Source organism: Bradyrhizobium embrapense (assembly GCF_001189235.2).
Lineage (GTDB): Bacteria > Pseudomonadota > Alphaproteobacteria > Rhizobiales > Xanthobacteraceae > Bradyrhizobium > Bradyrhizobium embrapense.
In genome coordinates this window covers 666389-685955 of sequence record NZ_LFIP02000001.1, presented here as the reverse complement: position 1 = coordinate 685955, position 19567 = coordinate 666389, and the positions used below count along the sequence as shown (strand labels likewise).

Below are 19567 nucleotides of genomic sequence, written 5' to 3'. Positions count from 1 at the left end.
CAAACATAAAAATATGCATGGGGAGGTTCCACGATGATGAGGCTTGAGGGAAATCGCGTCGGCAGCCGGCGTGAGCTTGGCGAAGGGCGGGAGCGCTGCCCGGCCGATCCCGCAACCGCGCGGTCGATAATGTCGGTTCACACTGGGATTGCGGCGTGTGCTTCGCTGGCGCTCTTCGTTGCTGCACCGGCGCGGGCCGAGACGGAAGATGGCGCCGGAAAGGCGAAGGTAGCGCAGGCTCCTGCGCAACAACCAACTGGTCGCAAGAAGCCGCGGCCGGCCGCAGCGGCCGCTGCGCCTTCGGTGCAGTCGGCCCCTGCTGCGGCCGCAACGGTGTCGCGCGCCTGGTCTGCAGGTCCAAGCACGGCGTCACCGCCGTCTGCTAACGGAGCAGTATCTCCGGAGGTCGCGAAGATGATCAAGTTTGCGGCTTTCGACAAGCTGTCGATGAAGGGCTGGATCACAACGGTTCCGCCCGCCGCGGAGTCGATCTTTCAGGATCCCAATGGGCTGCGAACCGCACTGGCCGAGTATGGCATCGGCTATGTCGCCTACAGCACGAACACGTTCACCGCCAATATGCTGAACAACGCTCCACCCAAGCCGCAGACCTATCAAGGGCAGATACCAACGACCTATTCGTTTTCGGAGGTGACACTCAGCTACGATCTTGGCCGGGTCGGGCTGACGGGCGGTCAGCTCTCCGTCGGAGCCATGTTGACCGGAACAACCTGGGAGCCGCTCGGCCCTTCAGGAGCAAAGTTCGCGAACCTGTACTACTTCCAGTCGTTGATGGACGATACCGTACAGCTTCAGGCTGGCGTGTTTTACAACGCGCAGAATTACCTTGGCCTGCTTGTCGCCGCCAGCATGGCGACTGGGCCCCAAGCCCTAGTCCCGTACGAGCTCGGCCTCTCGCGACAGGGGGTGCCAGCGCCCGGCGCCAACCTCATGATCAACTTGCCGAACAATTTTTACAACAAGGCGGGCGTGCAGCGGAGTATCTCGCCGGACGGCGCTGACGTCGAGCAGCAGGCCAATCCCATCGGCCTTGGGCTATCCAGCCCAGATGCCAAAGCTCTGTTCATCGATGAGTTTGGCTACAAGACGTTTTCGTCGCCCACGCAGGGATCCGTCTGGGTTCGCGCCGGCGGCCTATACAATACGTCGCCCTATTTCGACTTTTCCGCCGGGCGCAAGACCGACACGAATTGGGGATTTTACGCGGCGGCGGACGTCCAGGTCTCCCATATCTCGTCCGCGCCTTACGAGGCGTATCAAGGCTACTACGTGGGCGGTTTCTACATGACTTCCGATCCCAACAAGAACATGTACCAGAACTACTACGAGGGACGTGTCTATGGCATGGGGATCATTCCCGGGCGCCCGATGGATCAGACGGCTCTAATCTTTGGCTACACCACACTGAGCAAATCAGCTCTCGATTTTCAGGCTGCACTCACCGGGATCAGGCCTTTCGGTGATTATGCGTCGGTAACGGTCAGCAACTCGTTTCGGCTGAATCCGGGCGTCTATCTCATGCTGGGCACCAGCTACAACGTGCATCCGAGCGCCACTCCGCGGCTGAAGAATTCACTCAACTTCATGGCGAGCTTGACGACCGCGTTCTGAGCCGCGCGGTGCGTGCTCCTGGCGGTCGAAGCCGTCGGATCAACTGGCAAAGACATGGTCCGGGCTTACGAGCCCGACCGTGCGCCGAAAGAGGTGTTCAACATGAATCTCAGAGCGAATTTTGACAGGTCGGCTTCTTTACCGATGATCGTGGATAGGCCGCCGATCAATCCGGTCACGCGGTTACTCTACGGTGTAGGCTCCCTCGCATTCGGCATCAAGGACAACGGCTTCAACGTTCTCCTGCTGCTCTACTACAACCAGGTGATGGGCCTTTCCGCACAATTGGTCGGAACTATCGCGATGGTTGCCTTGCTGGTCGATGCATTCATCGATCCGATCATAGGTCACGTTTCCGACAGGTGGCGCTCCGCCTGGGGGAGACGCCATCCTTTCATGTATGTCGCGGCAGTGCCGGCCGGACTGACCTATCTTCTCTTATGGAATGCACCGTCGAATTGGAGCCACGCGGCGCTCGCGACTTACTTACTTGTGACCATTATCATCGTGCGCAGCTTTCTGGCGCTCTACGAGATACCAAGTTCCGCCTTGGCCGCCGAGCTCTCGGACGACTATGACGTCCGAACAAGCCTTCTCAGCTACCGGACGTTTTTTGCTTGGTTCGGCGGTGTCAGCATGGCATTCGTTGCCTTCATCGTCTTTCTCCGCCCGGACAGCGCTCATCCTGTCGGCCAGCTCAACCCGGACGGATATGCAAACTACGGAGTTGTCGCGAGCGTCATCATGTGCGTTGCGATCTTCGCGTCTGCGGCCGGTACGCAACGACAGATTCCCTGGCTTCAGCAGCCTGGACGAAAGGCGGGCAGCCTCCTCGCTGCCTTGAGAGAGATGGCCGGGAGCTTCTCCAATCGAGCGTTTCTGGTCCTGCTGGCCGCCGGCGTATGCAGTGCCATGGCGGCCGGAATCCAGATCACGCTGAGCACCTATTTCAACACCTACTTCTGGGGCTTCAACTCAGATCAGCTGTCGCTCTTGATGCTGGGCGTGCTCGCGGCGTCGATCCTTGGTGCAGTCGCCGCGCCAAGGCTGTCGCGCCGTTTCGGCAAGAAACGGTCGGCCATCGCGCTTTGGCTGCTGTCGATCGTCTTCTACTATTGCCCATTCGTGCTGCGACTGTCGGACCGCTTCCCCGCCAATGGATCTCCACTGCTGCTGCCGATCCTCCTGGTCACGATCACGATCTCTCTAACATTGATCGTGAGCTCATCAATCCTCACGGCATCCATGCTTGCGGATGTCAGCGAGGAAAGCGAGCTGTCAACCGGGCGGCGTTCCGAAGGACTGTTCTTCTCGGCAAACACATTCGCGCAGAAATGCGTGTCAGGCGTCGGCCTCTTTACGTCAGGCATGATCCTTACCTTCGTGCATTTTCCGGAAGGGGCAGTGCCCGGTCAGGTTAGTGAGGAAGTCCTGAGAAATTTGGCGCTTGCCGCGCTTCCGATCCAGGCGATGTTGTACCTGCTCTCGATCGGCTTGATCGCTGTGTTCCCCATTACACGCGCAGCTCATGAAGCGAACCTGGCGCGCCTTGCATCGCGCGGATCAGTAGCCGCAAGCCCGGCTTTGCAACAATCAAGCCCTGGGAATCGAGAAGCAGATGCGCGTTATTGATGTTCTCAAGAGAATCGGTGGCAGCCAGATCGAAGGCCGCTACGATCGCGACTTCGAGCCGGTCATGCAAGCATTCTGCGCCAACTTCGCGGAGCTTGGCGAACTCGGGGCAAGCGTTTGCGTCTTTCACGAAGGCCGCAAGGTGGTCGACCTCTGGGGCGGGCAAGCACGTTCCAACGGCGCGCGCTGGACACGAGATACCATCTCTCTGGTGTTTTCGGCGACGAAGGGGGCAACGGCACTCTGTGCCCATCTGCTGGTCGAACGCGGGCTTCTCGACCTCAATGCACCAGTTGCCCGGTATTGGCCGGAATTCGCACAGGCTGGCAAGGAGAAAACAACTGTCGCCATGGTGCTCAACCACACAGCGGGCTTGCCGCACCTGCGAGAGGCGGTCAAACCGGGCGGCTTCTATGATGTTGCGTATATGACCGATCTCATTGCGCGTGCAGAGCCGTTCTGGCCGCCAGGGTCGCGGTGCGGATATCACGCATTTACGTTCGGATGGATTATCGGCGAGATCGTGCGGCGGATCACCGGACGCGGCCTTGGCAAATTCTTTCGGGAAGAGCTGGCCATCCCAAACGGGCTGGATTTCTGGATCGGACTGCCGGTCGATCTCGAGGACCTTGTGGCGGAGCTTTATCAGACGCAATACGACGAGACGATCCCGACGTCGCGGTTCATGCTGGCGGCGCTTCAGCAGCCAGACTCGCCGGCGCATCTATTCCTTGCCAATACCGGGGGCTTTGACTTCAGGAGCCGAGAAGGACGCGCAGCCGAAATTCCCGCGGTCAACGGTGTGACCAATGCCCGTGGTCTCGCCGGTCTCTACGCGTTGGTTGCAAGCAAGCGGTTGCTGGCGCCGCCCGCGATTGCACGTTTGCGGAAAGTAGCGGTGGCAGCAAGGGAAGATGCAACGCTCCTGATGCCGACGCGGTTCAGTTTCGGCTTCATGAAGTCGATCGATAACCGCGCCCTGCCGGGTACGGATCAGAGCTGCGTGCTATCCAGCGCCGCGTTCGGTCACGCGGGAGCGGGCGGGTCGTTGGGATTCGCAGATCCGCAGGCGCGCCTGAGCTTTGGATATACGATGAACCTGTTGGGGACCGGACTTCTGCTCAACAGCCGAGGACAGTCGCTCGTGGATGCGACCTACCGAGCTCTCGGCTATCGATCGAATCTCAAATGCGTGTGGAAGAAGTAGAATTCAGACCCCTTCGCTTGCCCGACTTTGCAATCTAATCGAACATGGAAGTGCCAACATGCACGTGCGTCAAACATCAATGCTTCTCAGCGACAAGGCGAGCTCCCTTAAAGGCAAGGTCGCATTCATCGCCGGTGCATCTGGCGGAATCAATCTCGCTATCGGCCGCGCTCTGGCAAATGCTGGCGCGAGGATCGCCGTCGTCAGTCGCAGTCAGGACCGGATATCGGAGGCCGCCCGAACCCTCCTGGCTGATGGACACGAGGCTATCGGGCTCGTCGCCGACGTGCGGGACTACGGCCCGGTTGATGCTGCCCTGGCGCAGACGGTGGAGTGCTTCGGAAACATCGATATCGTGGTATCCGGAGCGGCCGGAAACTTCCTTGCTCCGGCGATGGGAATGTCGGCCAATGCCTTCAGGACGGTTGTCGATATCGACCTGATCGGTACCTTCAACGTACTGAGGGCGGCATTTCCATATCTGCGTAGACCCGGTGCCTCCCTGATCTCGATCACGGCGCCGCAGGGCGTGACCCCGAGCATGTTTCAAGCTCATGCCTGCGCCGCGAAGGCCGGGGTCAACATGCTGACGAAATGCCTCGCGATGGAGTGGGGTCCCGCTGGAGTGCGAGTGAATGCGATCTCGCCGGGGCCAATAGCGGATACCGTCGGCATGGCGCGGCTTGCGCCTACGACTGAACTCGAAGCACAGGCGAAGGCGCGAATCCCGTTGCGCGACTACGGCTCCAAGGACGATGTTGCGAACCTTGCACTGTTTTTGGCGTCTGACCTGGCAAGCTACATTACGGGCGCCATTCTGAATTGCGATGGTGGCGTCAGCCTCGGAGACAGCTCCGCGGATGCGGTCAACTTCTCGCGCGATGAGCCCGAGCGCGCGAAGGGGCTCGGCCGTCTGCAAGTCGATGGATCCTAGGCCGGCGGAGCCCTGGTGTGTTCGGGAAATCGAGTGACGTCCAGATCTTCTGGCCTCCTCGATGATCTCGACACAAAGAGCTCGGAACCGAACTCTCGCGGTCACGTTCGCATGCCAGCATCACACTTCTTACCACACGATAGGTGTCAGATAGATGGAAGGTCAGTCATCTTCGACGCGGTTGGCCGATCCGAGGACGGGCTTCACCGCGGCCCGACATGTGCATCAAAGGCTGAGAGCCTGGCTATTGGATGACGCTATTCCGCTGTGGACGAGTGTCGGTCTCGATGCCGCCGGCAGTTTCTGTGAAGCCATTTCCCAAGGCGGCCATCCGGTGGTGGCCGCCCGGAGAGCCAGAGTGCCGGCACGCCAAATTTACGCACTGCTCACGGCCAATCGGCTGGGCGCCCGAATAGACGTCAAGCAGGTGCTGCGCGGCGTCGACAGATACTTCGTCGATTTTGGGTGCCCGGACGGGCTCTTTCGATGTCTGCTCTCACATGACGGTATGATTCTGTCAGATGGAGCGACGCTCTATGATCAGGCGTTCGCCATGCTTGCCGGCGCTGCGGTGGCCCGGCATTCCAGGCGGCGAGCCGAGCGCCTTGCACATTCGGTGCGTGATTGCCTGATTAGAACATGTCGGCATCCCGCCGGCGGTTTTTCAGAGAGCGACCGCCCGTCATCGCTACGATATTCGAACCCGCACATGCACCTTCTCGAGGCATGCTTGGCCTGGATCGAGCTTGACGCTAGCGGAACCTGGCATCAGTTGGCGCAGGAGATCGTCGACTTGGCGCTCGCACGGTTCATCGGAGCTGGAGGGGCGATCTACGAATGCTTCAACGCTGATTGGTCACCTCAGGCCGGTATCGCCGGTCGCGTCGTCGAACCCGGACATCAGTTCGAATGGTCTTGGCTTCTCACGAAGTGGGCCAATTCGACTGGGAATGACGCCGTCTATCGGGCTGTCGATCAACTACAGAAAATCGGTGAAGAGCGTGGTGTGGCGCGCCCTCGATCGGTCGTCGTCGACACAATTCTTGACGATTTCACGGTACTTGAAGACACATCCCGCCTCTGGCCTCAAACCGAACGGCTGAAAGCGGCGGTTGCACGCGCGGAGCGCGGGGGAGACGCGTGGTGGGCCGTAGCCGCCGAAGCGGGCGAAAGCCTCGAGCGATTTCTGCAGACGCCCATCAAGGGGCTATGGTGGGACCGGATGTCCGCGAACGGGGAATTCTCCGAAGCAGCCACAGCGAGCTCACTTTACCATCTGGTATGCGCGATAGATACTCTTGATCAGGCGATCCAGCGGCGCGCGGCGGTGCCGGCATCGAGCTCTTCGGGAATCTCGGTGATCGGATGTGGTCCCGGCGACGCTGCCGGCTTCAATACGGGTTAGGAATGATCGACAGGATGGACAGGCGCACGGAAGACCCGGTGGTCGCCCGGGCACGCGGGCGCTACCCAAGGTACACGCGCGGCCGATTGGAACGCTTTGCGCAGAGGTTGCTGCGCAGGGTTCACTCCGATCGTGTGCCGGCGGTTTCCCTCGAGCTCGCCGGTCCGACGGAACGCATCGATCCGCAAGAGGCACTGAAGCTCGACTATCGGCCGGTTTCCCTGGGCCAGACACTCGGGCCGCTTTGGGCGACCTATTGGGTCCGCGTTGCGGCCGAAGTGCCGGAGAACTGGGCCGGTGCGAGAGTAGACCTCTATTGGGATAGCCGCTCGGAAGCCTTGCTTTGGCTGGATGGCCTCTCGTCGCAAGGCCTTAATCCTGGCCGCCACATTGCGACGCTGTTCGGCTCGGCACGTGGGGGAGAGCGCTTCACCTTCCATGTCGAGATTGCCTGCAATGGCCTGTTCGGCGCCTTTGGCAGCGAACCGCAAGCGTATGCGCTGGCGGCGTGCGAGCTGCGCCGCTTCGACCAAGACGCCTCGGCATTCTATTTTGATTTTGATGTCCTTCGCCAGCTCGAAGGCGATCGCGATCCCTCGAACAAGCCGAGATCGTACGGAGGCGTCGGCGAGGCGGTGCAATCGGCCTTGGATCGAACATGGGCCGGCCGGTTGCTGCATGACCTCAACCGGGTATGCAACCTCGCCGATCCCGACGATCGAGCGACATGGCCGCCGGCGCAAGCGATACTCGGCAACTTGCTTGCTGCGCGCAACGGCAGCGTAGCCCATGAACTGTCGGCGATCGGGCATGCTCACCTCGATACGGCCTGGCTGTGGCCATTGGACGAAACCCGCCGCAAGGCCCAGCGCAGCTTCTCGACGGCGATTGCGCTGATGGATCGCTATCCTGATTTCAAGTTCGCGTGTTCACAGGCCTATCAATACGCCATCATAGAACAGAACGACCCCGGCCTGTTCGCGCGAATCCGCGCCAAGGTCCAGGCCGGACAATGGATTCCTGTCGGCGGCAGTTGGGTGGAGCCGGACTGCAACCTGCCCTGGGGCGAGTCGATTTGCCGCCAATTCCTTTATGGCCAGCGCTACTTCGAGCGGACCTTCGGCAAACGTTCCGACGTGTTCTGGAATCCCGACGTATTCGGCTATGACAGCCAGCTGCCGCAGCTTATGCAGCTCGCGGGCATGTCTCGATTCCTGACGCAGAAGCTGTCCTGGAACAAGTTCACCTCGCCGCCGCATCACAGTTTCAACTGGCGCGGCATCGACGGCACCACGGTGCTGACCCATTTTCCACCTGCGGACACTTACAATGGCTCAGCGCATGTCGCGGAGCTCCGCTATCACGCAGCGAATTACAAGGACGCCGACCGGTCGGGCGACGCACTCTATCTGTTTGGCTATGGCGACGGCGGCGGCGGGCCCGACGAGACGATGCTCGAGACGCTGCAGCGCGCGAAAGACTTGCAAGGTGTGCCAAGGATCCGAATTCGTACCGTAGACGAGTTTTTCGATCGCCTGGCGACATCAGCTGAAGATCTGGCCACGATCGAGGGAGAGCTCTATCTTGAATATCATCGCGGTACCTACACGACACAGGGAGAGATCAAGCGTCTCAACCGCGCATGCGAGGCCAGCCTTCAGGCCCTCGAATTCGTGGCTACGATTGCGCATGTCTGGGAGCTGCCGGCACCGTCGGCAGCGGACATCGAAGGATTGTGGCGCACGCTGCTGGTCAATCAGTTTCACGACATCATTCCAGGAAGCAGCATTCGCGAGGTCTATGAGAGGGCAGAGGCCGACCTCGCTACGGTCGAGGAACAGGCCAAATGCCGCATCCAGGCACTGCTGGCCGCCTTCTGCGACTCCAAAGGTGCCGGCTGGACTCCGGTCAACAGTCTCGGCAGCTCGCGCGCCGAGGTCACGCCCGATCCCGAAGGCGCACTGCGCTACGTGGTCGCCGCGCCGTTCGCGGCCGGCGAGGCCGCCGCGACGGAGGAGTGCGTCACGTTGTCGGCCGATCCGGCCGGGTTCGTGCTGACGAATTCGCAGCTCAAGGCGCGCATCGACCGCACCGGCCTTGTTCGATCGCTGGTCTACTTGCCGACGGGCCGCGAAACCCTGGCGTCGCCCGGTGCACGGTTTCTGTTGCTTGATGACAGGCCGCTCGACTTCGAGGCATGGGACATCGATCCGTTTGCGCTGGAGACCGCTCGGGAACTGACCGGCGAGGTAAGTTTTAGCGTCTTGTCGGATGCTGGCCTAAGGAGTGAGGTGCGGTTCGAGCGAGCGCTCGGAAAAGCGAGCTGGCTCACACAGGTGATCCGATTGGATGCCGGTGCTCGTCACCTCGAGTTTGAAACCACCGTCAATTGGCAGGAGCGGCGAACGCTTCTGAAGGTGATGTTTCCCGTCGCCTGCCGCGCATCGCGTGCGACCTATGAAACCATGTTCGGCGCCACCGAGAGGCCGACCCACGCCAATACGGATGCGGACGCCGCCAGGTACGAGGTCCCCGGCCATCGCTGGTCGGATATCTCGGAACCGGATTTCGGCGTGTCGCTGTTCAGCGACTGCAAGCACGGCTATTCGACGTTCGGAAATCAGCTCGCGCTCACGTTGCTGCGCGGCGCCACTTCCCCCGATCCGAAGGCCGACATCGGGCAGCATCGCATGCGCTATGCGATCTATCCCCACGAAGGCGATTGGCGTACCGCCGATACGGTCGGGAGAGCCCTGCGTTTTGCGCGTCCGGTGCTTTGGATCAAGGGGCGGCCGCACGAGCCGTTACAACAGTCGTTCATGCAGGCGTCTCCGCCCAATGTGATCGTCGATACGATCAAGCCGGCCGAGGACGGGTGCGGCTGGGTGGTGCGGCTCTACGAAAGCTCGGGCGTTGAGGCTCGTGCGATGCTCGATTTTGGCGTCGATGTTGCATCGGTGTGGACGAGCAACATTCTTGAAGATCGACTTGAGGCCATCCCGGCCGGCAGCCGGACCTGCTACCTGTCCCTGCGCCCGTTCCAGATCGCAACACTCCGGGTGTTCCAAGCTGCCATGCGGGATGGATAGAATGACATTCCATGCTCGCTCGAGAGCGCGATGATCGAGCCACGCGTATCGTCGTCGCGCTACAATCGCAACCTGCGAGGCGAGCCAAGAAAGCACTCGATATTGAGGCTCGCATCGGGAAACGGGTTGCCGGCTCATGAAGGCACCTGACCGTCTGCTCGAAGAGTTCGCCGATGCCATTCACACGGCTGAGGACGCAAGCGGCTTTGAAAGGGTTGCAACGCGGGTAACCGAGCAGCTGGGATTTCGCTGGTTCGCCTACCTCGATGTTGCGAGCGGAAAGCCTGCCATCATCTCGTCCTATCCAAGGAGCTGGACGCGGCGATATGCCGAACATGACTATCAACGGCTGGATCCAGTGATCCGCCGCGCATCCCGCGAAAACAAGCTGTTCGACTGGGGGAGCGCCGCTCCGGATCGGACAGCCGGCCAGCCAGAGCGCCATTTCTTCGATGAAGCCAGGACTTTCGGTATCAAGGCGGGACTCACGGTTCCTATCAGGGGCGGGTTTGGCCGGACCGTAGCCTTCACGCTCGCCATGGATGAGAGGTCACCGTCGATCGAGCATCCGGAACAGAACCTGCTGGAGGTCATTCAACTGATTGCATTCTATTTTCATGCGCACCTGTCGGCGCGGACGCGCGGACATCCGGAGTGTTCAAATCCAGACATCTTGACGCAACGCGAGCGACAATGTCTGAGCTGGAGCGCTCAGGGGAAGACCATGAGCGATATTGCCGTTCTCGTCGGCATTTCGCCGCGAACCGTATCGTTCCATCTTGAGAACGCACGGGCCAAGCTTGGCGCGTCGTCGATTGCGCAATGCGTCGCCGAGGCGCTTCGGCGGGGTCTGCTCTCATGAGCCGCCGGGAAGGGAGCCGGCGCGGCCCCTGGATCGGGTAAGAATGACTCTAAGTTGAGTTCATCGGCTTCGTACGTAGTTTGATGTGACTAGATCATTCTTCCCGACGTTTGCATCCTGTCAGATTCAACAGGTGAAGCGAATAACACGCTCTGATTGTGTGGTCTCCGCCGAGGGTCGGGAGACTATGCATGCACGCCGTCGCAATCGAGAGTCATCAGTTTGGAGAGAACGTTGATCTGCTAACGCGGATGTATCAGCTCAGGCGGCGGATATTCCACGATCGGCTCGAATGGGACGTATCTGTCAGTGACGGCATGGAGCTCGACATCTTCGATACGCTCAGTCCATCCTATCTGGCCGTCTTGTCCGATCGCAAGGAAGTGCTGGGTTGTGTGCGTCTGTTGCCGACCACCGGCCCAACGATGCTTGGCGAAGTATTCGCCTCGTTGCTTGCAGGCGCACCGATGCCGCGCGATCGTCGGATCCTCGAAAGCTCCCGTTTTTGTGTTGATACGCAAAAACTCGCGGATTCGACGTCCGGAGGACTAAGCCGTGCGACTTTCATGCTGTTTGCTGCCATGATCGAGTATCTGCGACGCACTGAGTCCTGCTCGATCGTCACCGTCACCGACGTCCGGATGGAGCGAATTCTTCGTCGGGCGGGATGGCCTCTGCAACGCATCGCACCACCGCGGCCGTTGGGCAGAACGATGGCATTAGCCGGGTACCTGCACGGCAATGACAGCGCGTTCTCCACATTATGCCGGCAGGCCCATATCTCGTCGCCCGTCCTTGGCATTTCCATGGAACAAGCCTGAGCTGGCGTCTTTCGCAGGCGGAGCATGATGGCTCGGCGTATCACGGTAAGGAATTGTCTAAAGTCGATTGGTTTCGGGCATGCTGGCAGATTCTCGAACGAGCAGGGTTGTTCTTGTGAATCCTGCCTGGGTCTTTTCAGCAGGTGAAGCCTGTGCGCGGGCGCGAAAAGCGAGAGAAAGCCTCAGGCTTCTTGCTGCCTGCCATGCGTGGTTCGCTATCCGGGCCTTCGCTATTGGAGACCTCGGCTCGGCTGCCCTGGACCCATCGATCAGCCGTCTTTCGAGTGACCCGCTCGATCTTTGGACGGATACTGAATTCATCGCCGATATGGAAGCCTCACAGGGCTGCTGCGTTCTCTTGGGCGGGGGCTGGATCGACGAGGACATCTTGATGCTCGCGCTGCAGGGGGCGTGGCTTGGCTACAATGTGCGATTGCTGCTCGATCTGTCGTGCCAGCGGTGCGAGGGCGACGAGGCCCTGGTTATCAAGCGGCTTGTCCTTCACGGCGTCATACCAACGACCCTCCGCCAAACCGTGCTGGAGTGGTCGGTTCAGATCGGCGACCGGGCTCTCAGGCAAATGGTTAGACAATTCTTGGGCTGACCCGTGATGAGGACGGTCGCGCATTTCGCGGGGCGGCGCTGAGCCGGCCTCAAGCGGCCGGCGCTCTTTTGTTTGCTATCCCCATCGGCGGGATGGGCGGCGCTCCCGTATAGCCCCGAACCGGCCAGCCGCAACCGCGCTTCGATCAATTCCTCCTTGCAATCTTGTCTTTCAGCGCGGTCCTCCGCTGCCGCTCCGGCCGTTCCGGTGCGGCGTGCCTCTGCGTTCGGGGCTGTCCGGTCGCTTTTCGCCGCCCACCCCACCTTCGGGGACCTGCGCGGGGGAAGAAAGCAAGGACGAGAAGCATGTCAAAGAAGCAAGGCCTGCGCGCGGAGAGGCCGCGCGCGACGCTTTATGACGAAGTCACCGACCGGATCATTGCCGAACTCGAGCAGGGCATCGTGCCGTGGGTGCAGCCCTGGGGAAGCGGCGTGGAGCAATCCGCCATCGGCCTGCCGCGCAACGTGGCGACCGGCCGGACCTATTCCGGGATCAACATCCTGATCCTTTGGGGCCGGCTGTTCGACGAAGGCTATCCCTCGCAGAAGTGGCTGACCTTCCGGCAGGCCATCACGCTCGGCGGAACGGTTCGCAAGGGCGAATATGGCGTCGGCATCTGCTATGCTGACAGGTTCGTGCCCAAGGAGCGCCGGACGAAGTCGCAATTTGATCCGTCTTCCGCGCCAAGCGAGGCGGTCGAGCCGCAAGCGGTCGCGTTTCTGCGGCGCTATACGGTGTTCAACATCGCCCAATGCGACGGCCTGCCGGACCGTTGTCACGACCAGGCATCGGCTCTGCCCGAGCGGGAGATCGTGTCGAAGGCCGAGGCGCTTGCCCGTGCGACGCTCGCGGACATCCGCCATGGCGGAGCCGAGGCCTATTACGAGCGCGACCGGGATTACATCCAGCTGCCGCCGCAGCCGGTCTTCTTCGACCAGATCAACTACTACCGGACCCTGTTCCATGAGCTCGGGCATTGGACCGGTCACGCCAGCCGGTTGAAGCGCGACCAGACCGGCAGTTTCGGATCGAGGCCCTACGCCAGCGAGGAACTGGTCGCCGAGATGACGGCGGCATTCGTCTGCGCGACGCTCTCCATTTTTCCGACGGTCCGGCATGCCGATTATATCGGCAACTGGATCGATGTTTTGCGCGGCGACAACCGCGCGATCTTCCACGCCGCAAGCAGGGCTTCAAAGGCTGCGGACTTCCTGCTGGCTTTCCGCCCGCAGGGCCTCGCTGTCTCGGCGGCAGCTGTCGATGTGTCGGATATGATCGCCGGCGGCGCGGACGACCATCTGCGACGGCCCGGTTGACGCGGGGAGGGAAAGAGCAGAGGCGGCGGTGACGCTGTGCAGGAGTGGGCGCCGCATGCTCATGACGCTGGGAGCGGCCGAACGGCCGAATCGATTTGGTGCACCGATTCGCCCTAGAAACCTCCGCCGCCACCGCTTGTCGGGAGTCCCCGAGTCGTGAATCAAACCCTAACGCCCGGGAAATAAGCTTGCGGCGGTGGCTCCGCGACTCAGACTATGAATCCGGCTCGATCCTCGGAAGGAACTGGACGGAGCTGGCCCATGCCAAATGCATTCAGCATCTTTGTTGACGGCGGAGCCATGGTGAAGCGGTGCCTAGCGCAATGCGCGGTCGGAGGGGCGACGTTGACCGCGACGCTCGTGATGCTGGCGCGGGTCGTTTCCTCGCTGACGGTCGGGGGGCCATAGGCCGCCGGCCGGACATATGGACCGGTAAACGGGAGAATGTCGCGAGAGCATGTCGCAAGTATCGGGCGTTGCGCGGTCGGACCGGATCCCGGGATGGCGGCGGCTTGCAGGCCGCGCATTCGCACAGCTCGTGATCGCCGCGATACCGGCCAGTCAGGCCAGCGCCGGCGACATCGCCGGGCAAGCGAGCGTGATCGACGGTGATACCATTGAAATCCATGGCACGCGCGTGCGTCTCTACGGGATCGACGCGCCGGAGCACGACCAGCTCTGCCGCGATCCGCATGGCGGGCACTATCGCTGTGGCCAGTTGGCCGCGAACGCGCTGGGCGCGTTCATCGGCCGGCAGACCGTGGCCTGCGTGGAGGTCGATCTCGACCGCTACGGGCGGTCCGTGGCAGTCTGCAGCGCCGGGAAGGTCGATCTGGCCGACTGGCTGGTGCGCGGCGGGCTTGCGATCGACTGGCCGCGCTACAGCAAAGGTGATTACGCGTCAGCCGAAGCCGAAGCGCGAAGCAAGCGAAGCGGCATTTGGAACGGAGAATTCGTCGAGCCGTGGCGCTACCGTCAATGCGTCGGCGCCGGAGGCCGGCCTAATGGCTGCTCCGAGAGGCCGAAGGGCGGGCAGCGATAGCGCGCGGCTTTCGGGGGCGGGGCGGCGGGACGGTGCGAAACGACACGCGTTGCAGAAAGGGTCCGAACAGCCGGTTCACAAGAAACCGGACCCATGTGCATCAATCCAGTGGCCGCTCGAGCCGTGTGCACATGGGGCCGGCCTGATCGTCGCCGCGGCTTTCGGAAGGCCATCTTGCGATGGGTTACGTCATCGTCGTAATCGGTGCGACCGGCGATGCCGCGGCGGCCTGGGCGCCAACAAACGCGCGCTACTTCTTCATCTTCTTGGTTTTCTTGGCGACCTTCTTGGTCGCCTTCGCCGCCTTCTTCGCTTTCTTGGCCATGTCGTCCTCGTGGTTTGGCTGGCTCGACGAATATGCGAACGCCGTGAATCTGCGCGCGCACCGCCAAGCTAATCTGAAACTAGCAAGATTGATACCAGGTCGGGTTAACGCGGTGCCCTGAGCGTCGAGCGCCAATCAGCGATCTTCGCGTCCCGCGCTTGCTGCGCGGCTGCTGCGCCTCTCCGGAGATAGGGTTGCCGGCTCGTCGGCAGGCTTCCGGCTATGCGGTCGTGCCCCGCGTTCGGTGAGTGAGGTTGAGGAGCCGTGCTCTTGCCCCAATCGGCCGAAACGATCATAAGCGCAACCTCAAGGCGTGGTGGCCCTCTTGAACATGTGGCAGCACAGGCGAGCTCGGCGCGACGGCGGCGAAGCGGCTCCCGGTCAGGTCCGCTTCGACGCCGCCGACTGGGCATGGGAGTTCCTGCGCCGTAACGCCGACTACGCCGCGGACTGGCGTCGCTCCGTCCCGCGTCATCCGCCGTGCCTCACGCTTATGGACGGCACGCGGCTACTGCAGCTACCGCGCCGGTTCCCGCTTGCCGAAAAATGGGGGCTTCTGGCGTTCGCGGACCCAGTGCTCGCCGCGCGCGAGGCGCCGGTGTTCTGGCATGCGCGCGCATTGAAACGCGCAGTGCGGCTGAGGGCGCTGCCACCGCGCGAGGGCGACAAGGAGCCACCGAACTTGCTCGCCGATTTCAGGGTCGAGCGCCACGCGGTGATCGACGCTGACGGTCGGGTGCTCGTGCTGCTGAAGGGCAGAGGCGTCCACGTCGCGGTCCAGCTCCACGATCTCCGGGTTCTGACCCGGCGGTTCCGACCAGCCTTCGAGCTCGAAAGGCTGTCCGATCTTGCGGACCAGACGGAGCTCTTGAAGCGATTGCAGCGCTTCATGGTGAGCGGGACGGCGCCGCCTGAGACCTCAGTGTTTGGCGGCGACGAGCGGCTTCGCCAGGCGCTGCTTGCGCTCGACGAAAGCCTGAACGGCAAGACCTATCGGCAGATCGCAACCACGATCTTCGGCGCGAAGATGGTCGCCGAGGACTGGCAGGGGCCAAGCCAGTTTCTGAAGGACCGGACCCGGCGGCTGGTCGCCAAGGGCACCGAGCTGATGAAGGGCGGGTACCGCGATCTGCTCGGCTGAGTGGGCGGCCTGCCTCTCGCTGGACGAGATCTGCCCGCGCGGGGTGGCAAACCGCGCCGACTGATCTTCGCCACTCGGATTCCAGCGCGATCTGACGACGCTGCTCCTCGCATCCCGTGTCTTGCGGGCTCTGTGCGAGGGAGTACCGGACAAACATGACGAAAATGGAAGACAAGCAGCCTGACAAGCCGTTTCTGAATACGACGGAAGCGGCCGCCTGGCTCAGGCTCACCAAGAACACGCTGGAGAAAATGCGGGTGCAAGGACGCGGGCCGGTTTATCGAAAGCACGGCCGCTACGTCCGCTATCACATCGAGGACCTCGTGGAATTCTCGCAAGCCAGCAAGCGGAGGTCGACCTCCGATGCGGATTGATCCACGCCGTCGCTTCAGGAGGGCCGCGATCCTTGCGACCATGTGCGGCGGCATCGTCACGCTGTCCGTTGCCTTTGCCGATCGCGTGCCGCTTGTGATCTACAATGCTTCCGGCAGCGCGCCGCTCGGCTTCTATGTGCTCGAGCAGCGTCTGCCGACAAGGGGGGAGCTTGCGGTGCTGAGGCCGCCGCCTCCGATCGAGCTTCTGATCGTCGCGCACGAGATCGCGCCACCGTCGGTGCCGCTGCTCAAGCGGGTGGCCGCGGTCGCTGGCGAGGAGGTCTGCCGCTCCAGGCAACCGATGGATGCGATTTCGATAGGTGGCAAGGTCGCGGCCGAAGTGCAGGAGAAGGACCACGCAGGCCGGCCGTTGCCGTCCTGGGAGGGCTGCATGCGGCTTATCGAGGGGGAGTATTTTCTGCTGCAGCCGCACCCTCTCTCGTTCGATTCGAGGTATTTCGGGCCGGTCCTGCGCTGCGATATTCTCGGCGTCGCTCGCCCGCTCTGGACCTGGAAGCCGGACTTTTGAGCTGCGGGTCGAAGTCGATGCTATCGCAATCGCTGACCGAGCTGATCGAGCGGCGAGGTGAAAACCGGCGCCTCGCTACTCGATTTGCCGGTCCTGTTTGGACCAATCTCGCGCAATGGCCGACACCCATGGGCTATGCCTGATCCAAGCGCTCATTAGTCATTTGATAAGCAATCCTTGATCGGAGATTAACCTCTCTGGTCGACACTTCCCATCCAGCCTGACCGGAGACGTGGAAGTTGTCTTTCCAGCTGACCGTCCTGAAAGTGCTGGATGGCCAGCCCACTGGGCGGGCCTCCGTCGCCGAAGTTCGGCACGCGGTCGAAATACTGATGAACAGCGGTAAAGACTGGACTGATCGCGTGAAGCGATTGGCCGAACATGCGCCTGACCTGAACATCTTCTCAGCCAAATTTGTGGTTCGCGATGCAGAAGGTTGGGAGATCACGGAAGAGGGACGGCAATTCCTCGCCGCACTTCAAACGGCGGTCGCTGTTCGAAGGTCGCCGCTTCGCCCGGTCGACGCTCCGCCAACGAGCGAGCCCGCCGCAAGAAATACGGCGAAATCATCTGATCTTCCGCGTGGGCACCGCCGCAACGGGCCGCGGCGCCGTCGCGGGAAAGGTCGATCCAATCGGCGCACGGCATGATGCCGCGCGTGGAGTTCCGTCGTTAGTGGACACGCAACGTATCTCGTACGGCAACGGTGTTATTTTGCATTGATTATTGAGGGCACGACATGATTGTTCTTCCGGACAGACGAAGGTCTGTCCGCAATCCATCGCTCGACAATGCGCTGATCAGGTTTGGTGACTTGTCATTGTGCTGCCTCGTGCGCGATATCACCGCGCATGGCGCAGCGCTCAAGGCAGACGAACCGCCATCCTCTCTTCCCGACCAATTCACGCTTATCGTTCCGCCCAGCAAGACCTACACGTGCAGCGTCGTTTGGCGCGAAGGCGACTGGGTTGGCGTCGTGTTCATTGTGTGACGACTATTGCCAAATGCCTGCGAATTGCGGGGAAAAGCCATGGCAATATGATTTAGGTCAAACGCGGGCCCAGCCGAGCCGGCCTATCCTGCTGTGAATTCAGTGGGACGCCATGGACGACGACTTTTGCAAAGAGAGAGCGCGGACCGTGCGGGCGCTCGCCGAACAGGCAGATCCCTTCATCAGGAAACGTCTGCTGCAACTCGCTGATCACTACGAACGGCGCGTTGTGATTCAGCCAGATGGCGCCGATCGCGATCCGAAGCAAGGCGCAGGGCAGCAAACCAGGGAGCCACGTGAGCGGCTCCGATAGGCTCCAAGAACCGGCTGCGCGCCTGACAGCGCGTAGCCGATCTCATGGATGCACCAAGTGGCGAGGCGCAACGCAAACCCTTCCTCCGGTCAGGCGAGCGATCCGCGCGATCAACGCCAAGCGCCGCAGTTCCGGGAGAGTGTCGCGCCTTGCTTTGCCGGGCAAGCCAACCAGACCGGCCGCTTCGATCCTGTCATGCCGCCGCGCTGTAAAGAGCGCACTGTGACGGAAATTCCGGGGGTATTGCCGGTTCATTCTCGCGAAAAATGCGGCCAGGTTCCTTTGCGCTGTGCGGCTGCGTCTCGCCGTGATTGACCTGCGGGCATTGGCTTGTCCTTCGCCGACCCAGCCAGCTGCTGGCGCTGCTCAGAGGTGGTTGCCACGGCCAGCTCCGTCCGTTTGCTCGGGCCGCGTCCAGCCCAGTCACGATTGGGCTGATCAAGCCCGGGGGACGGCAAGCGCCTCGATCGCCTTCCCGCAACGGCTCACGCCTGCTTTTTTCCCCTGCCGCGAAGTGGCGGCATTCCTCGCGGGAAGACAAAAAAGCAGGCTTGTCGCCGTCCTCCGCTTGCGCTGCGGGCCCCAAAGGCTGCGGGCCGATCGCCCCCCGGGCAAGGGATCGCCATCGAGGCTGCGATGGACGCGGCCCGAGCAAAACAGACGGAGATCATCATGGCGACCATCGGCACTTTCACCGCATCAGAGAACGGCTACACCGGCTCGATCAAGACGCTGACGCTCAACATCAAGGCCAAGTTCGCAGCGTCCGAGAAGGACAACGACAAGGCTCCCGACTACCGGATCTTCGCCGGCGCGACCGAGTTCGGCGCCGCCTGGAAGAAGACCGTCCGCGACAGCGATCGCGAATATCTCTCGGTCAAGCTCGACGATCCGAGCTTCCCCGCCCCGATCTACGCCTCGCTGGTGAAGGTCGAAGGCGAGGATGGTTTCAGCCTGATCTGGTCCCGCCGCAGCGGCGACTGATCCTGACAGATCATCGGCCCCGCCTCGCCAGAGGCGGGGCATTTTGCGCATCTTGCGCCGCTTTGGAAAGGAGCGGAGCGGTATCCTACACTCTGATCAAGCCGTCGCAGCCGGCCAACATACCATCAATCGGGCGGATCTTTGCGCGCCGTTGTGCGCTGATTTTCAGGGTATCTCCGTCGTTTGAAGAGCCGATTGTCGGTCTCGGCGCGATGGGCGACTGGACCACGCGATAGTGCCTGTGATGTGGCTCCGTCCATCCGATGGAAAGATGTGCCGCGACGGCGACCGCGCTGCCTTGCTGCGCGAGTTTGTGCCGCCGATGAGCGCGCAAGAGGCGTACCGGAATTCTCCTCGCGGATGACG

General features: G+C 61.8%; 18 protein-coding genes. All 18 read left to right on the top strand.

What is annotated here, in order from left to right; all coding sequences use genetic code 11:
* The first annotated feature begins 33 nt into the window (after window positions 1-33).
* The 18 genes from AKN83_RS03600 to AKN83_RS03515 all read left to right on the top strand — a co-directional run bounded on the left by AKN83_RS03600 (window position 34) and on the right by AKN83_RS03515 (window position 19201).
* A complete protein-coding gene (locus tag AKN83_RS03600; protein WP_157113192.1) occupies window positions 34-1632 on the top strand; it encodes a carbohydrate porin in 1599 nt (532 codons plus the stop codon).
* Window positions 1633-1644: 12 nt separating this feature from the next.
* Window positions 1645-3264 carry an MFS transporter gene (locus AKN83_RS03595; RefSeq protein ID WP_050406577.1) on the top strand — a complete coding sequence of 540 codons (1620 nt, stop codon included), beginning with the start codon at window positions 1645-1647 and terminating at the stop codon, window positions 3262-3264.
* Window positions 3251-4471 carry a serine hydrolase domain-containing protein gene (locus AKN83_RS03590; RefSeq protein WP_050406576.1) on the top strand — a complete coding sequence of 407 codons (1221 nt, stop codon included), beginning with the start codon at window positions 3251-3253 and terminating at the stop codon, window positions 4469-4471. Before AKN83_RS03595 ends, AKN83_RS03590 begins: the two co-directional genes overlap by 14 nt.
* A 58-nt stretch (window positions 4472-4529) precedes the next feature.
* Complete coding sequence (locus AKN83_RS03585) at window positions 4530-5405, top strand: SDR family oxidoreductase (RefSeq protein ID WP_244521871.1); 876 nt, start codon at window positions 4530-4532, stop codon at window positions 5403-5405.
* Window positions 5406-5652: 247 nt separating this feature from the next.
* Window positions 5653-6810 (top strand): AGE family epimerase/isomerase, encoded by a 1158-nt coding sequence (locus AKN83_RS38095; protein WP_172803478.1) that lies wholly within the window; start codon window positions 5653-5655, stop codon window positions 6808-6810.
* Between the two features lie 2 nt (window positions 6811-6812).
* Entirely contained in the window at window positions 6813-9899 is a 3087-nt protein-coding gene (locus AKN83_RS03575; RefSeq protein WP_050406574.1) for an alpha-mannosidase, read from the top strand.
* 136 nt (window positions 9900-10035) lie between these two features.
* Window positions 10036-10761: a helix-turn-helix transcriptional regulator gene (locus AKN83_RS03570; protein ID WP_050406573.1), complete on the top strand. Its 726-nt coding sequence runs from the start codon at window positions 10036-10038 to the stop codon at window positions 10759-10761.
* A 191-nt stretch (window positions 10762-10952) separates the two neighbouring features.
* Window positions 10953-11582 carry an acyl-homoserine-lactone synthase gene (locus AKN83_RS03565; protein WP_050406572.1) on the top strand — a complete coding sequence of 210 codons (630 nt, stop codon included), beginning with the start codon at window positions 10953-10955 and terminating at the stop codon, window positions 11580-11582.
* A 79-nt stretch (window positions 11583-11661) separates the two neighbouring features.
* Window positions 11662-12186 (top strand): hypothetical protein, encoded by a 525-nt coding sequence (locus AKN83_RS03560; RefSeq protein ID WP_050406571.1) that lies wholly within the window; start codon window positions 11662-11664, stop codon window positions 12184-12186.
* Window positions 12187-12491: 305 nt separating this feature from the next.
* On the top strand, window positions 12492-13502 hold the full coding sequence (locus tag AKN83_RS03555) for an ArdC family protein (RefSeq protein WP_050406570.1): 1011 nt from the start codon (window positions 12492-12494) through the stop codon (window positions 13500-13502).
* Between the two features lie 457 nt (window positions 13503-13959).
* Window positions 13960-14544 carry a thermonuclease family protein gene (locus AKN83_RS03550; RefSeq protein WP_083991900.1) on the top strand — a complete coding sequence of 195 codons (585 nt, stop codon included), beginning with the start codon at window positions 13960-13962 and terminating at the stop codon, window positions 14542-14544.
* Between the two features lie 179 nt (window positions 14545-14723).
* Window positions 14724-14990: a hypothetical protein gene (locus tag AKN83_RS40440; RefSeq protein ID WP_050406569.1), complete on the top strand. Its 267-nt coding sequence runs from the start codon at window positions 14724-14726 to the stop codon at window positions 14988-14990.
* 210 nt (window positions 14991-15200) lie between these two features.
* Window positions 15201-16010 (top strand): DUF2285 domain-containing protein, encoded by an 810-nt coding sequence (locus AKN83_RS03540; protein ID WP_050406568.1) that lies wholly within the window; start codon window positions 15201-15203, stop codon window positions 16008-16010.
* Between the two features lie 155 nt (window positions 16011-16165).
* Window positions 16166-16384 carry a helix-turn-helix domain-containing protein gene (locus AKN83_RS03535; RefSeq protein ID WP_157113190.1) on the top strand — a complete coding sequence of 73 codons (219 nt, stop codon included), beginning with the start codon at window positions 16166-16168 and terminating at the stop codon, window positions 16382-16384.
* Window positions 16374-16913, top strand: a complete 540-nt coding sequence (locus AKN83_RS03530) for a S26 family signal peptidase (RefSeq protein ID WP_083991899.1) — start codon at window positions 16374-16376, stop codon at window positions 16911-16913. Before AKN83_RS03535 ends, AKN83_RS03530 begins: the two co-directional genes overlap by 11 nt.
* 239 nt (window positions 16914-17152) lie before the next feature.
* Entirely contained in the window at window positions 17153-17563 is a 411-nt protein-coding gene (locus AKN83_RS39420; protein WP_157113189.1) for a hypothetical protein, read from the top strand.
* A gap of 89 nt (window positions 17564-17652) precedes the next feature.
* Window positions 17653-17904 carry a PilZ domain-containing protein gene (locus AKN83_RS39415; RefSeq protein ID WP_157113188.1) on the top strand — a complete coding sequence of 84 codons (252 nt, stop codon included), beginning with the start codon at window positions 17653-17655 and terminating at the stop codon, window positions 17902-17904.
* Window positions 17905-18889: 985 nt separating this feature from the next.
* Entirely contained in the window at window positions 18890-19201 is a 312-nt protein-coding gene (locus AKN83_RS03515) for a DUF736 domain-containing protein (RefSeq protein WP_050406627.1), read from the top strand.
* Window positions 19202-19567: the final 366 nt, after the last annotated feature.

Bases quoted from the DNA above. Each gene is read 5' to 3' on its own strand.
- AKN83_RS03570 (WP_050406573.1), top strand. From the start codon at position 10,036: ATGAAGGCACCTGACCGTCTGCTCGAAGAGTTCGCCGATGCCATTCAC.
- AKN83_RS03600 (WP_157113192.1), top strand. From the start codon at position 34: ATGATGAGGCTTGAGGGAAATCGCGTCGGCAGCCGGCGTGAGCTTGGC.
- AKN83_RS40440 (WP_050406569.1), top strand. From the start codon at position 14,724: ATGGGTTACGTCATCGTCGTAATCGGTGCGACCGGCGATGCCGCGGCG.
- AKN83_RS03515 (WP_050406627.1), top strand. From the start codon at position 18,890: ATGGCGACCATCGGCACTTTCACCGCATCAGAGAACGGCTACACCGGC.
- AKN83_RS03560 (WP_050406571.1), top strand. From the start codon at position 11,662: ATGCTGGCAGATTCTCGAACGAGCAGGGTTGTTCTTGTGAATCCTGCC.
- AKN83_RS03585 (WP_244521871.1), top strand. From the start codon at position 4,530: ATGCACGTGCGTCAAACATCAATGCTTCTCAGCGACAAGGCGAGCTCC.
- AKN83_RS03535 (WP_157113190.1), top strand. From the start codon at position 16,166: ATGACGAAAATGGAAGACAAGCAGCCTGACAAGCCGTTTCTGAATACG.
- AKN83_RS03565 (WP_050406572.1), top strand. From the start codon at position 10,953: ATGCACGCCGTCGCAATCGAGAGTCATCAGTTTGGAGAGAACGTTGAT.
- AKN83_RS03550 (WP_083991900.1), top strand. From the start codon at position 13,960: ATGTCGCAAGTATCGGGCGTTGCGCGGTCGGACCGGATCCCGGGATGG.
- AKN83_RS03530 (WP_083991899.1), top strand. From the start codon at position 16,374: ATGCGGATTGATCCACGCCGTCGCTTCAGGAGGGCCGCGATCCTTGCG.
- AKN83_RS39415 (WP_157113188.1), top strand. From the start codon at position 17,653: ATGATTGTTCTTCCGGACAGACGAAGGTCTGTCCGCAATCCATCGCTC.
- AKN83_RS03540 (WP_050406568.1), top strand. From the start codon at position 15,201: ATGTGGCAGCACAGGCGAGCTCGGCGCGACGGCGGCGAAGCGGCTCCC.
- AKN83_RS03575 (WP_050406574.1), top strand. From the start codon at position 6,813: ATGATCGACAGGATGGACAGGCGCACGGAAGACCCGGTGGTCGCCCGG.
- AKN83_RS03590 (WP_050406576.1), top strand. From the start codon at position 3,251: ATGCGCGTTATTGATGTTCTCAAGAGAATCGGTGGCAGCCAGATCGAA.
- AKN83_RS03555 (WP_050406570.1), top strand. From the start codon at position 12,492: ATGTCAAAGAAGCAAGGCCTGCGCGCGGAGAGGCCGCGCGCGACGCTT.